This window comes from Bacteroides sp. AM37-9, from assembly GCF_003603455.1.
GTDB classification, from domain to species: Bacteria; Bacteroidota; Bacteroidia; order Bacteroidales; family Bacteroidaceae; genus Bacteroides; species Bacteroides xylanisolvens.
The window spans coordinates 1-14348 of record NZ_QTNF01000064.1; the positions used below are offsets into that span (position 1 = coordinate 1).

Annotated in this window: 13 protein-coding genes; all 13 read right to left on the reverse strand. The window is 41.3% G+C overall.

Translation table 11 applies throughout. The annotated features are described in order from the left end of the window. Nucleotides 1-437 precede the first annotated feature (437 nt). Nucleotides 438-1085: a DapH/DapD/GlmU-related protein gene (locus tag DW862_RS25045; RefSeq protein WP_120071064.1), complete on the reverse strand. Its 648-nt coding sequence runs from the start codon at nucleotides 1083-1085 to the stop codon at nucleotides 438-440. Then, on the reverse strand, nucleotides 1067-1984 hold the full coding sequence (locus DW862_RS25050) for a glycosyltransferase family 2 protein (RefSeq protein ID WP_120071069.1): 918 nt from the start codon (nucleotides 1982-1984) through the stop codon (nucleotides 1067-1069). Before DW862_RS25050 ends, DW862_RS25045 begins: the two co-directional genes overlap by 19 nt. A gap of 11 nt (nucleotides 1985-1995) precedes the next feature. Then, nucleotides 1996-3153, reverse strand: a complete 1158-nt coding sequence (locus DW862_RS25055; protein ID WP_120071072.1) for a sugar transferase — start codon at nucleotides 3151-3153, stop codon at nucleotides 1996-1998. Between the two features lie 17 nt (nucleotides 3154-3170). After that, nucleotides 3171-3536 carry a PleD family two-component system response regulator gene (locus tag DW862_RS25060; RefSeq protein ID WP_004300114.1) on the reverse strand — a complete coding sequence of 122 codons (366 nt, stop codon included), beginning with the start codon at nucleotides 3534-3536 and terminating at the stop codon, nucleotides 3171-3173. A 234-nt stretch (nucleotides 3537-3770) separates the two neighbouring features. Beyond that, a complete protein-coding gene (locus DW862_RS25065) occupies nucleotides 3771-6155 on the reverse strand; it encodes an LruC domain-containing protein (RefSeq protein ID WP_120071076.1) in 2385 nt (794 codons plus the stop codon). Between the two features lie 246 nt (nucleotides 6156-6401). Then, nucleotides 6402-7442: an asparaginase gene (locus tag DW862_RS25070; RefSeq protein ID WP_049702564.1), complete on the reverse strand. Its 1041-nt coding sequence runs from the start codon at nucleotides 7440-7442 to the stop codon at nucleotides 6402-6404. A 221-nt stretch (nucleotides 7443-7663) separates the two neighbouring features. Beyond that, nucleotides 7664-8434, reverse strand: a complete 771-nt coding sequence (gene trpA / locus DW862_RS25075) for a tryptophan synthase subunit alpha (protein WP_004316614.1) — start codon at nucleotides 8432-8434, stop codon at nucleotides 7664-7666. A gap of 12 nt (nucleotides 8435-8446) precedes the next feature. Beyond that, nucleotides 8447-9076, reverse strand: coding sequence for a phosphoribosylanthranilate isomerase (locus tag DW862_RS25080; RefSeq protein ID WP_008640637.1), 630 nt, complete (start codon nucleotides 9074-9076; stop codon nucleotides 8447-8449). 26 nt (nucleotides 9077-9102) lie between these two features. Next, nucleotides 9103-9885, reverse strand: coding sequence for an indole-3-glycerol phosphate synthase TrpC (gene trpC, locus DW862_RS25085; RefSeq protein WP_120071079.1), 783 nt, complete (start codon nucleotides 9883-9885; stop codon nucleotides 9103-9105). 51 nt (nucleotides 9886-9936) lie between these two features. Next, nucleotides 9937-10932 (reverse strand): anthranilate phosphoribosyltransferase, encoded by a 996-nt coding sequence (gene trpD, locus DW862_RS25090; protein WP_008022877.1) that lies wholly within the window; start codon nucleotides 10930-10932, stop codon nucleotides 9937-9939. A 4-nt stretch (nucleotides 10933-10936) separates the two neighbouring features. Next, nucleotides 10937-11503: an aminodeoxychorismate/anthranilate synthase component II gene (locus DW862_RS25095; RefSeq protein ID WP_008770619.1), complete on the reverse strand. Its 567-nt coding sequence runs from the start codon at nucleotides 11501-11503 to the stop codon at nucleotides 10937-10939. A gap of 133 nt (nucleotides 11504-11636) precedes the next feature. Then, the gene (locus DW862_RS25100; RefSeq protein WP_087317750.1) at nucleotides 11637-13043 is read right to left on the reverse strand and encodes an anthranilate synthase component I family protein; all 1407 of its coding nucleotides are present in this window, start codon (nucleotides 13041-13043) and stop codon (nucleotides 11637-11639) included. A 48-nt stretch (nucleotides 13044-13091) separates the two neighbouring features. Then, nucleotides 13092-14279, reverse strand: a complete 1188-nt coding sequence (gene trpB, locus DW862_RS25105) for a tryptophan synthase subunit beta (protein WP_007752215.1) — start codon at nucleotides 14277-14279, stop codon at nucleotides 13092-13094. Nucleotides 14280-14348 lie beyond the last annotated feature (69 nt).

A 14348-nucleotide genomic window follows, 5' to 3' on the forward strand; every position in this document is an offset into this window, starting at 1 on the left:
TCTTTAGACTGGCTAAGATTTATGCATACCCCCAATGATTATCGGGTGAGCCCTGACGGGTTGAATAGAAAATGCCATTGATATAGCTTATAATACACGTTATAAGAGATCAGATAAGTGTAGAAAAAATAGTGACGCCATAAGCTCGGGATAGTGACGGTATTGTTGTTGTATACCGTCACTATCCTTACCGGATAGCGTCACTATTTTGTGGCAGAGAATCTGTTGACGAATATTATCATTGGATCTTGTGGTTAGGGGAGATAAAAACAAAATCCTGACGAAATCGCTTCGGCAGGATTCTATTTCATTTTTTACTTAAATGTGGCTACGTAATAAAATTATGACTAATTAATTCAATTCTGATACTGCAAAGATAATGCGTTTCAGTATGAGTCACAATCACCTTTATGAGGTATATTATGTAGTAGTTCTCACTATTTATGGTTAGTAGCAGGTGTTTTTTCTACTTTCTTCCACTCTTTTGTCTCAAAATCATATGTTTTAATGATTCTTGCAGGGCATCCGGCGCATATTGAATAAGGTGGAACGGAATGACTGACTACGCTTCCGGCAGCCACTACGCAATGTCTTCCTAGGGTTACTCCCGGTAGAATGACCGAATTGGCGCCTACCCATACGTCATCTTCAATGACAACAGGCAGTGTGCTGACTCCTTGTTCATCAATCATCTTTTCCGCATCCTGGTAATTGTGGTTAAGTCCTGTGACTGTTACATTCTGTGCCAGGTTGACATGGTTGCCGATATGAACCGGACCTATGATTGTATTTCTTAATCCGATGCGTGTATAATCTCCGATTGTTAGGTCGCCAACTGCATTGTTCAGGCAGGAGAAATCTTCGACAACAGAATATTTTCCCAAGAAGAACCGGTTGAAAGGAGGGAGGTCTTTGCGGACGCTTCGGTAGATAACAGAACCCTTTCCACGTTTCAGGTATATGAAATCGAAGAGCCGTATCCACCAGTTGGGGCGAGTTTTAACGGGATGCATGATGAAACGATGCACAGCCTGTTTTAAACCGGGGTTTTCTTTAATTCGCTGTTTTAGTGTTTTTTTCTCCATATTGAATGTTTTTTCTTCTTTTTGTCCTCTACCAGATAATCAGGGATTGCCAGACTGTAAGTGATTAATAGACCGAAGAGTGCAATCCACCATCCAAATGATAAGGTCCAATTATATATGGTAATCAACAAAGTCCAGATGCTTACAAAGATACATAATTTAAGTGGAGAAGGTATCAATTGTTGTACGATCCGGTTACAGAAACTCCAGTTTCCTTCAAATATGGAAGGGAGTAAGTAAGAAGTCGTTTTCCGGATACGTTTCCGATAAGGGCAGACCGGAGCGGATTGGCAGTAAACAATTACGTCCGGTAGGTAGTCAATGTATATATTCTGTCGGAATAACTTTCGCTCAATATTGGTTTTGGAACTTTTCATGTTCTTTTGCAGCCATTTCAGATCGATTACCATGTTGGTTCCAAGCAAATAGGATGATAGTCCGAATTGTGTATTACCGGCTCTGCAAAGGCTGTTTTTTATTTCTTCACGTATGGCACAGAAGTGATTACGGAAACCTTTGTGGTTTTCTATCACCGTATGTAGCTGGACGGCTTGTATACCAGCATCGTATGCATTGTATATTTTGTCCAGAAATTGCGGAGATAAAGCGGATGCTGTATGGGATAGAAAGAGAACCAGATCGTAGTGCTCTGGGTCTAAACTGTGGATTGTCTGATGCAGATCGCTGTATGTGATAAACTCATATGATTCTTCTTTATATATATCTGGAAGAAGGCTTCCTTCTGGAACGAGAATGGCGCAACGATATGCTTTTTGAGCTTTAGGGTAAGTGATATGTTTGCAATGTGAAGCTACGGCCATCACAAAGAGGTATAGCAGCAAAAGCCCTGTACAGAAGAATATCAGGTCATCTATTATGTAGATATAAGAGTCTATCATCTGGAAGGAGATTATACGTTCTCTTTTTGAATGAATGCAGTAACTGTTTTCAGAATAATCTTTATATCCAACCAGAAAGAGAATGTCTTTGCATAGGTAATATCCAACTGCTTACGTTCTTCGGCAGAAAGTTTACCGGCTTCACCTCTTTTCTCTACCTGCCATAAACCGGTCAATCCGGCCGGACCCATGAAACGGTCGATGTGCTCATCGCTTGTCAGCAATTCGGCTTCATAGAGTGGGAGAGGACGGTTGCCTACTATTGACATATCCCCCTTTAAAATATTAATAAGCTGAGGTAATTCGTCAATACTATATTTACGGATAATGCGTCCTATCTTTGTTATTCGCGGGTCATTTTCCAATTTAACGAAAGCATTGCTTTTTTCTTTGGACTTCTTGTTGATGTAGTCTTCTTCGGAGATTACGAAATCGTCCGATATCAGGAGGATTTCTTCTTCGTCGGCTTCTTCATTAATTTCCGCTTCCGGTTCTTCTCCCCAAATATCCTCATCTTCCTGTTGATACTGGTTAAGAGCATTGAAATCCTTTAAATGCTTGTCGGCATCAGTGTACATCGAACGGAATTTAAGGAAGTCGAATATCTGATAGTTACTTCCTACTCGCTTGGATTTGTAGATAATGGGGCCCTTGCTTTCTAACCGGATAGCTAATGCAGTAAATATTAGGAGAGGAGAAAGGCATAATATCGCCATTCCCGAAAAGAATATATCAAAAGTTCGTTTCCATAAAGGCAACCGGAAAGCATTAATATTTTGTGTTTTAAGCTGAAGTGCCTTTATTTTCTGATCTTTTCTTCGTTTAAGGAAAGTCGATAAGTCTTTTAAAGCCTCTTGGCTCGTTTCATATTTGATTGTATTGTTAATGCCGGCTTTAAGATATTCGGATGCTTCTTCCTTAGACAAGGAATCGATGACGAGTATCATATAAAGTCCCGGATATTTTTTGCGCATGTATTGGATATCTGCAATATCTTGGGATAAGTTCACCTGTTCGAAAAATAGGGCTGCGTCATATTTTTCGCGTATTTTCTCCAATACTTTGACAGCTTTGCTACAATTGGACGCAGCATAGAATACCCCAATACTTAGTCGGGAGAGTAGTTCTATTGTTTTGCTATCTCTGCCTATATAAACAAAATATTGCATGTGTAGAAGACCCGGTATTAGTCAATAATCTTTTTGATTCGGATTTTGAGTTCCAATGGGTTGAATGGTTTCAGGATATAGTCTTCTGCTCCCTCTTCCAGTAGTCTGATTCTTTCCGTTGTACTTTCTTCGCTGGATAACATAACGATAGGAATTGACTTGAATAATTCATTGTTCTTCATGTATCTTAAAAATTCATCACCCATCATAAGAGGCATACGAATGTCTGAAATAATGAGGTCAGGTACATTGCCTTCATTAAGCCATTCTATTGCTTTGATGGGATCTTCCAAATAGGTAAAATCATACTCTTTTCCTAGATACACACCGGCCACTTTTCCGATTGTCGATTTATCGTCGACTAGTAATATTTTTTTCTTCATACGAATAGACCTTTCTATCGCTTGCTTTGTTATTTGATTTATTGATTGAGATTGTTGCCACATTATATTTGTGATACACTGCAAATATAGATATTATTTTAGAATAATCTCCATTCTGGAGAGTAAAATTCGTGATATATGTTTTTTTTCTATTAATTGCGACTAACAGTATCTTGATGAAAAAACACGGATTTCAACTTTCATGAAATCCGTGTTGATGATTGACTGTTTGGCTTATTTATAGACTCTTGATGAATCAAAAGTTTTCCACCATTCTTCATTCTTAGTACCGCCACTTGTTACCCAACTTTCGAACAGCGAGTAAGCAGATTTGATATTCACATATTCCAAAGGCCATTTGAAGTCTGTCGGAACCATGATTCCCCATGCCAGGTTATCTTTACTGATGTAATATCTTTTGCGAGAAGTAGAGCTATCGTCGTTGTTGCCTCCGAACAAGTCGGTATTTGCTAACTTAGTGGGTTGGTAACCGACGATATGGATCTCTTTACGCTGGTTTCTGTTTCCTTCTACGAAGATGAACACATTCAGTTTGTTGATATTAAGCTCATCCACAGAAATTGGGTTACTGAACTTGATAGTGAAACTGATATTTTTAGGATTCGTATTGGCAGAATGATCTTTAATGGTATTAATCTGTTCGTAACGGTCTCTTCCCAATGCGTTGTGAGCATCGTCAAATAATGGGATAACAGCATAGTCCTGGCCGTTCTCAATCTTATTACTATTCACATTAAAGTTTTTAGCAAGAGAGTTATCACTGAACACCACCGGTTGTGTGATAGCACTGGCAGGAACACCGTCCAGCATGATAGCAGCTCCGATGCTCTTCGTAGCTCCGGCAGCCGATAAATCAAGACTTAGCGTGAACTCTTCTGCCTTATTATCCTTGTTGATGGAAATCTTTCTTTCTTTGATAATCAAAACAAGGTCGTTCATATCGTAATCTCCATATAAAGGCCACTGGTCTTCAAATAGATAAGCGTAATTACGAGTGTCATCCATGATGATCGGGAATTTAGGATCTTCTGGTTCTTCTCCTTCATTTCCATTATTCTTAGTACCCGTGCAGACATCTATCACGACTTTGGATTCTCCCATTTTAGTGAAGTATGCGCCATTTTGTACATAGAAGTTGTTCCAATATGGGCTCTTTTCAACATGATTATCACATTCAATAACTAAGTTTCCGTCATACGTAAAACCTTGTCCGGTTATAACCGGAGATTTTATCATAGAAGTATTTTCGCCCTTTCCGTAAAATTTAGCATGAGCTGTATTCATGTAAATACTTGTAGTTGCATCCAGCATAGAACCATTGCTCAAGTTGACTGTCCCATTAACAAACTCCATCGTAGGAGCTTTTAAATATCCTTGGGTAAAGTTGAATGTTGCTCCGTTTGCATAGAAAGAAGTTGTGGCTTCCAGGCTGCAAGCATTGTTGAATGTTGTATTGGTGAGGCTTATAGTTGTAAATCTCATGATGTTGTTATTGGTAGCAACAGCATCAGAATTTGCAATTAATTCCTTACCATAAATCTCTCCGTTATTTTCTAGTGAGAAATTAGATGGCAGATTTAATGTACCTTCAAGCTCAATTTTATTATCATTCACAATTTTTGTGTTAGAATTGATTGAGATGTCTCTGCTTGTTATGGTTCCTTCGTTGTAGAGTGTTGCACCGGAATGCAGAATCATGGTATTTGTTACCGCCAGTGTCCCCCAGTTTCTTAATGCAGCAGGCGCTCCATTAGTGAATGATACATCGTCTGCGTTTACTTCTCCTTTTTCCATGATAGTCAGCATGGAGTTTCTGATGAATGTCATGGTTCCTGATGCATTAATCTTTGCATTGTTCATCACAATGATTTCAATTCCGTTCTGGAATTGGAAAGTTGCAGGAATAGTCCATTGGGCATCTACATAAACTCTGGTTGCAATATCACCGTCATATCCGTCAAATTTGAATATACCATTATAGTCAGAGGTGATTTTGTAATTAGCATTACGCAGTAAAGTAGTTCCTGTCATTTCTGTAACTTCCTTAGCGTCAGCTGGTATGGAAGAATAATCCGGTTTTTCAAATGCGAGGCTTCTTGTAGCGGCACCACGACTCATTAATGCTCTATTTTGTGCTGCAGATTCTGCATAATAGAGCTTACAGGTAATATTATCGCTGTTTTCCGGCACATCGAACTGATATACCTGTTCACGTCCTCTTGGGTCGGTTTGTTTCACGTAAATACCCTTTTGAGTGGGAAGCAGGCTGACAGCAGCTGTAAATTTAAAGTTGTTTTCTTTGTTAGCTGTCCTTGTAGCGAGTACGGAAGCATTTTCGTTAGTCAAAGGATCTTCTGCATATATTTCAATTAAATAAGCAAATTGCCCTCCTTCTTCATCTTTCACTTCGACTGAAACATTTTTAGTGGTTATCATGTTCCAATTGATATCATCGGGAGCAGCAAAGCCATCTCCCATCGGGTTAGGTGTTTCATAAGACGGATCATAGAGATCCTTTCCGGAGTCCACACAACTAAACATAGTACCTGCCATTGCTATTGCAATAATGGGCACAAATTGAACTGTTTTTTTCATCATAATGTATTATTGCTTGATTGTTTGTAACCAAATCCATCACAAAAATAACTGCATATCTTTTATTGGAAATGTTTTTTCTGTTATTTTATAGAGTGAAAACAACTATACTTCTGTTTTGGTTCTTCTTTGGCTCGTTTAGGTTTGATGAAGTCTCGATGATGGTGAAGAGAAATCCCTTGATTTTCACTTTTATAAGACTGCTCTGCTTAAAATGAAAATCAAAGGATTATATTAAGTGTATTTAATTTAAGACTTAGTAATTTCTCCTATTAAGCAGGAGTTCATTTTATATCGGATATCCTTGTTGGGTAATCCATGTCCCAATAAAAACATGAGTTTTGTTATGGCACATTCGGGAGTACTGTCATATCCGCTGATTACACCTGCTTCCAAAAGGTGCATTCCTGTTTCATAACGTCCCATCTCTACTGCTCCGGAGGCACATTGTGTGATGTTGACAATGATAATTCCACGATCGGTAGCCTCTTTTAGCTGACGGATGAACCATTCCTTTTGCGGGGCATTTCCCGAACCGAAGGTTTTCATGACAACTGCCTTCAATCCGGGAACATGAAGCAGAGAAGTTACGATACTCTCCTGAATACCAGGGAAGAGAGTCAAAATAACTACATTGGTGTCAAATAGATAATGCGGCTTTAATGGTTTTGTCGGATCTGGTTTCCGGATAAGATGGGGTTCATATTTGATGTGGATACCTACCCGTGCCAAGGGTGGATAATTGAAAGAGCGGAAAGCGTTAAAATTCTCCGCATTAATTTTGGTGGTACGGTTGCCACGCATCAAATGATTTTCAAAGAAAATACAAACTTCAGGAACGATGGCCGTACCATCCGGGTTTTTGGCAGCTGCGATTTCAATGGCTGTGATGAGATTTTCTTTTCCGTCTGTGCGCAAAGTTCCGATTGGTAGCTGGGAACCGGTGAGAATGACGGGCTTGCTTAGGTTTTCGAGCATAAAGCTTAATGCAGAGGCTGTGTAAGCCATCGTATCTGTTCCGTGAAGGATGACAAAACCATCAAAATAATCATAATTGTAATTGATAATCTTTACTAGCTTTGCCCAGTAAGCAGGTTCCATATCCGAAGAGTCGAGAGGGGGATCAAATTGGTAGGAAGAGATGCGGTAGTTGAATCTTTTTAGTTCGGGTACATGCTTAAGCAAATGATCGAAGTTGAAGTTTTCTAAGGCACCTGTTTCCGGATTCTCTATCATTCCGATAGTTCCACCCGTGTAAATTAACAAAACGGAAGGGGTTTCTGCTCTCATAATTGTTGAATTACTGTTAAAACGCTGGCAAAGATAGGAAAAAATAGTGATTTATGATTTATGAATTATGATTTATGAGTTTTCGAATGATTTTGTAGATTTATCATTCATGTGAACCTCCCTCACGTCCCTCACACTTGATTAATTTATTAGAATTACCAATGACCTGGATTCAACTGCTGATTCGCATAAATCATAATTCATAAATTATAAATCATAAATCATTTCACCGCTTCTTTTAATTTAAGGATGGCTTTTTCCGGGTCTTTTTCTTCTTCGAGCAGAGTAACGAACTTACTGCCGATGATAGCTCCGGAAGCGTGTTCGCAAGCTGCCTGGAACGTTGCTTTATTGGAGATGCCAAATCCTATCATCAACGGATTGTTCAGATGCATATCTTTTATTTTCTTGAAGTATGCCTGTTTTTGTTCGTTGAAATTCTGTTGTGCTCCGGTAGTTGCTGCTGATGAAACCATGTAAATGAATCCGTCGGTATGTGTATCTATTTCGCGTACCCGTTCTTCGCTGGTCTCCGGTGTGATGAGCATAATCACTTTAATGTTGTAGCGCTCGGCAATGATACGATAATGTTCTTGATAATCACGGAAAGGGAGATCGGGGATGATGACGCCATCAATACCGCATTCCACGCATTTACGGCAGAAGTTTTCAAATCCGAATTGCATGATTGGATTTAAGTACCCCATGAATACAAGTGGTATTTTTACGTCCTTGCGAATATCCCGCAATTGTTCAAAAAGAAGTTTTAAAGACATGCCGTTGCGCAATGCTTGGGTAGCGGCATTCTGGATAACAATGCCGTCTGCCATCGGATCACTGAAAGGAATACCGATTTCAATCATGCTTACTCCATGTTTTTCGAGTGTGCGGATTACATTGGCAGTACCATCTAAAGTGGGGGTGCCGGCACAAAAATAAATAGAAAGTATGTCTTTCTTGTTGCTATTGAAAAGTTGATTAATTCTATTCATGACGTTGGAATTTTAAAGTGATGATTTTAATTCGTTTAAAAATGTCCGGATACGCTCCGGATCTTTTTCTCCCGGTTTGGTTTCAAAACGGCTGTTGAGATCATATCCGGCAAGCCGGGGATGCTTGAATTCTTTCAGGGCATTGGCACTGTATGAGTTGATACCTCCGCTCAAAAGGAAAGGTACATCTCCGTTATATGTGTGTAATATGCTCCAATCAAATTGATTTCCCGAACCACCATATTGCTCGCATTTGGTATCGAACAGAAAAAGATCACAGACTTTTTCGTAGTCATACACCTTTTTCAAGTCTTTGGGGCGGTCTACGGAAAAGGCCTTGATGATTTTCAATCCGGTAGAATGTAAGGACCGGCAGTATTCCGGCGATTCATTTCCGTGGAGTTGCACATCATTCAGTCCGAAACGATCAGCATACATGCTGACCACTTGCTTATCTTCATTGACAAAGACGCCGACACGCCGGGCATGAGTGGGCAGGTAAGCCGGAAGCTCGTAGACACATCGGGGAGATTTAGGATAAAAGATGAATCCCAGCATATCTATGCCTTCGATAGCCTCTACGTCCTGTATGTTTTCAGCTTCTCGCATACCGCATACTTTGATAATTTTTCCGTTAATCATAGGGCTGTCCGTTTTGAATAATTAGTTTATTGAATGGCTTGCAGGAAATTCTGTAAAGTTTCTCCCGGTCGCTGTGTTTTCATAAATGTTTCGCCGATCAGGAATCCCCGGAATCCGGCTGCCCGGAGGCGTTTAACTATTTCCGGATCGGAGATGCCGCTTTCAGATACCAGTACCGCATCTTGAGGAAGTTGTCCGACCAGGCGGAAAGAGTTTTCTACATCGGTGAAGAAAGTACCCAGATTACGGTTGTTGATACCTACCATATCTATTCCTTTGTTAATGTACGCCAGTTCTTCGGAACTATGAATCTCTAATAAGACCTCCAGTCCTAATTCATGGGCTTTCTCTGCCAGTTCATTGCACTTTTCCAGTTCTAGTGCGGCTGCGATGAGAAGTACGGCATCTGCACCAACAATTTTAGCTTGGTAAAGCTGGTATTCATCAATGATGAAGTCTTTTCTAAGAATGGGAATTTCCACCAAAGGGCGTGCGGCGCGGATATCTTTCAGGCTTCCTCCGAAAAACTTCTCATCAGTAAGGATGGAAAGGGCGGAGGCACCTGCCGCTGCATAGGAGGGAACGATCTCTTCCGGACACGCTTCTTCTTGTATCCATCCTTTGGAAGGAGAGCGCCGCTTGAACTCGGCGATAATACCTGATGCGGAAGAGGCTAATGCCTGCTTCATAGAGCGGAGAGTCGGAGATTCGCTGATACCTTCCTGTAATTGTTCGATAGAAATAGCCTGCTTTTGCAGGTCAACTTCAAATCGTTTGTTTGCTATAATCTCGGATAATATATCTTTCATCAGTTCGTTTGTTTTTATATTTATAATCAGACTTGCTAATCGTAAATCAAATTAACTATTCAATTCAATGAATTTTTTTAGTGTTGCTAATGCACGTCCGCTTTCCAATGATTCTTTGGCAAGAGCAATACATTCTTCAATTGTCTTTTCCGGACGAATCACATGGATAGCGAAAGCGGAGTTGACTATCACTACATTTTTTTGAGCTTCCGTAGCTGTATTATTCATGATATGATCGAAAATCTTAGCTGCATCTTCCGGTGTTTGTCCGCCATCCAGATCAATATCCTTATAACGGGAGAAGCCGAGGCTTTCGGGAGTGTAAATCTTTTCATGATCGCTGGTTGCCACTTTAAACTCATTGGTCAGAGAAATTTCATCATATCCGTCAAGGCTATGAACAACGGCAAATTTCGTCTTGCTTTCCTGATAAGTATAGGTGTAAAGGCGAAGTAACGGTAGATTGTAAACTCCTAACAATTGGTAGGCAGGTAATACCGGATTTACCAATGGACCGAGCATATTGAAGAAAGTGCGCACTGCCAATCCTCTACGAACCGGAGCTACTGCTTTTAATGCCGGATTGAATAAAGGGGCATGCAGATAAGCAAGATTACATTTTTCCATGCTGCGACGCAGTTGGTCTACATCACTGGTGAATTTTACACCGTGTTGCTCCATTACATTACTGGCACCACTGACCGACGTTGCTCCATAGTTACCATGTTTCACAACCGGAAAGCCGGCTCCGGCAACTGTGAAGCAGGAAGCTGTAGAAATATTGAATGTGTTTTTTCCGTCACCTCCGGTTCCTACGATATCAATCGGAGCGAAATCACTCAAATCGACCGGAATACGCATTTCCAACAGTGCGTCACGGAAACCGCATAATTCCTCTACGGAAATATTACGCATCAGAAAGACGGTGATGAGTGAGGCCACTTGCACATCGTTATATTTCCCTTGCGCGATGTTCTGTAGAATGGTGCGCGCTTCATCGCGTCCCAAATATTGATGTTCGAAAAGTTTGTATAGAATCTGTTTCATAAGTTTAATCGTTTAAGAAGTTTTTGATAATTTCTTTTCCTTGCGGAGTTAATACTGATTCGGGATGGAACTGAATACCATGTACATTATACGTTTTATGGCGGATTGCCATGATTTGTCCCTCCTGGCTTTCTGCTGTTATTTCCAGACAGTCCGGAAAACCTTCCCGGCTGACTACCCAGGAATGATATCTTCCGACAGGGATTTCTTTTCCTAATCCTTCAAAAAGCAGGTCCTGACGAATGATACTTACCGGAGTTTGTACGCCATGATATACTTCTTTGAGGTTTTCCAGACGTGCTCCGAAGGCTTCGCCGATAGCCTGATGACCCAGGCAGACCCCCAGAATGCTTTTGGTCGGAGCATATCTCTTAATAATAGGTAGTAACAAGCCGGCTTCTTCGGGTATGCCCGGTCCGGGAGACAGGATGATTTTATCAAAACGATCTACTTCATCAAGCTCTATCTGGTCGTTGCGGACTACTTCTATATCTGTAGCCCCTAATTCTTTCACTACATGCAGCAGGTTATAAGTGAAAGAGTCGTAGTTATCTAAAAGTAATATTTTCATTTTTATTGTCATTGTAAAATGGTTGTTCAAATACTATCTCTGCTTTTCTGCCTAAAGAAATAGAAGCGTTTAGGCAACGGGAATCTTTTTTCAGGCAACAGCAATTATTTTTTAGGCTGACTATTTGGGACGGTTAATTTTTTAGTTTGACAGCTAAATCAATTGCTTTTTTCAGTGCTCCCAGTTTATTGTTCACCTCTTGCAGTTCGTATTCATCTTGGCTGCGTGCTACGATACCTCCTCCGGCCTGGAACCAGAGTTCGTTGTTGCGGCTTACAAAAGTACGGATGGTGATTGCTTGGTTTAATTCGCCATTCAATCCGATAAAACCGATACAACCACCGTAGGCTCCACGATTATGTGGCTCGATTTCACTGATTAACTGCATAGCGCGTACTTTGGGGGCGCCGCTTAACGTACCGGCCGGGAACGTGTCAATAAACGTTTTTATTTTGTCTGCGCCTTCATTCAGCATACCGCTGACACGGCTTACCAAATGAATAACATGGCTATAATATTGCGGTTCCTTATAGAATACCACGCGTACGTCATGGCAATTACGTGAAAGATCGTTTCTAGCAAGATCAACCAGCATGACATGCTCTGCATTTTCTTTAGGGTCGGCCAGTAAAGCCTCTGTCAATTCGCGGTCTTTTACTGTGTCTCCCGTGCGACGGGTGGTTCCGGCAATCGGATCAATGTAGGCGCGGCCGTTTTCGATTTTGCAATGTGTTTCCGGTGAAGAACCAAAGATACGATATCCTCCGAAGTCGAAATAGAAAAGATAAGGAGAAGGATTGATGCTGCGGAGTGCGCGATAAACTTTGAAATCATCCCCAGCGTATGGTTGGATAAATCTTCTGGAAAGCACGATTTGGAAAACATCTCCGCGCATACAGTGTGCGATTCCTTTGCGCACATTTGCTTTGTGTTCTTCGTCGGTGATGGGGCTGGTTACGGGGCCTGTTACAGAGAAATTATAGGAAGCATAATTCCGGTTTTCGATGGCTGCTTCCAGTTCCGGCAAACCGCTTTCTTCTCCTTCGGACAACATTTCAACTAATGTCAGCTCATTTTTGAAATGATTGAAAACAATGACATACTTATATAATATGTATAGTAAATCCGGAGCATCGTTTTGCTCATCATGACTTTCTTTCACCGGGATATGCTCGAAGTACTTCACGGCATTAAACGTCGTGTATCCGTAAAGCCCGCATACATTCTTATTATCTCCGGTCACCTGGAACTGATTGATAAACCGGTTTATGGCCTTTTCTACATTGAATGTTTTTGTCAGCGGTTCTTCCGTACGGCTATTATCGGGATAGTTGGCAGTGACAATGCCACCGTTTACACCGATGCTTGCCAAGGGACAAAGGGCTATAAATGACAGGGAATTTTCTCCGGCATGATAATCGGAACTTTCCATTAATGCGGATTGAGGATACATGTCGCGCACTTTCAGATAAATGCTGACGGGAGTATGCATGTCTCCGAGCACTTGTTTGCTATGGGTAGTATAATTAAATGTTTTCATTTCTATAATTGCTTGATTATTGATTGCGAATGATGGTTGACTAATTATTTATAGCTGTTCGTTAAACGACAAATAGGTTTCAATATCTTTGTCTCCTCGTCCCGAAACAGTCAATACAACGATATCTTCCGGCTTGAACTTCAATTTTTTCAAAGCTCCTAATGCATGGGCGGATTCCAATGCAGGGATAATACCTTCGAGTTTGGTTAGTTCGTAGGCAGCTTCTATCGCTTCGTCGTCGTTGATTGCCAATACGTTGGCACGGCTTTGGGCGGCAAGGTTAGCGTGTATCGGACCAATGCCCGGATAATCTAGTCCGGCGGAAATGGAGTATGGTTCCTCTATCTGTCCGTCCTCGTTTTGGATGACATAGGTACGTGCTCCGTGGATAATTCCCATTTTGCCGAGTTGGATGGTAGCGGCGGTCATTCCGGTTTCTATTCCTTTACCTCCCGCTTCCGCCAGGATAATGCCTACCCGTTCGTCGTTGATATAATGATAAATCGTTCCGGCAGCATTACTTCCTCCTCCCACGCAGGCTATCAGATAATCCGGATAATCGCGTCCTTCTTTTTCTTGCAGTTGCTTTTTGATTTCTTCGCTGATAACAGATTGCAGACGTGCTACCATGTCAGGGTAGGGATGAGGACCTACGGTAGATCCGATGATATAATAAGTGTCGGCAGGATGACAGCACCAGTCGCGGATCGCTTCGTTGGTTGCATCTTTCAGAGTCATGTTGCCGGAAGTAACGGGGATAACGGTGGCTCCCAACATTTTCATTTTCTCTACATTGATGTGCTGGCGTTCTACGTCCGTCTTTCCCATATAAACGATACATTCCATATCCATCAATGCACAGACGGTAGCTGTTGCTACTCCATGTTGTCCGGCTCCGGTTTCGGCGATGATACGCTTCTTTCCCATGCGGCGTGCCAGTAAGATTTGTCCGATGGTGTTGTTGATTTTGTGAGCACCTGTATGATTCAGGTCTTCCCGTTTCAGATACAACTTGCAACCGTACTTTTCAGAAAGGCGTTTGGCCAGATAGAGTGGGGAGGGACGTCCTACGTAGTCACGTAGCAACTGGTCGAACTCCTTCTTAAAATCTTCGCTTTCAATCACTTCGAGGTACTTATTCGTTAGTTCCTCAACACATTTGTGGAGGATTTCTGGTACGTAAGCACCGCCGAATTCTCCGTAATAGCCATCCTGGTCAACTAAAAAACTTTTCATAATCCTATCTGTATTTTTATGGCTCACCCGATAATCATTGGGGGTATGCATAAATCTTAGCCAGTCTAA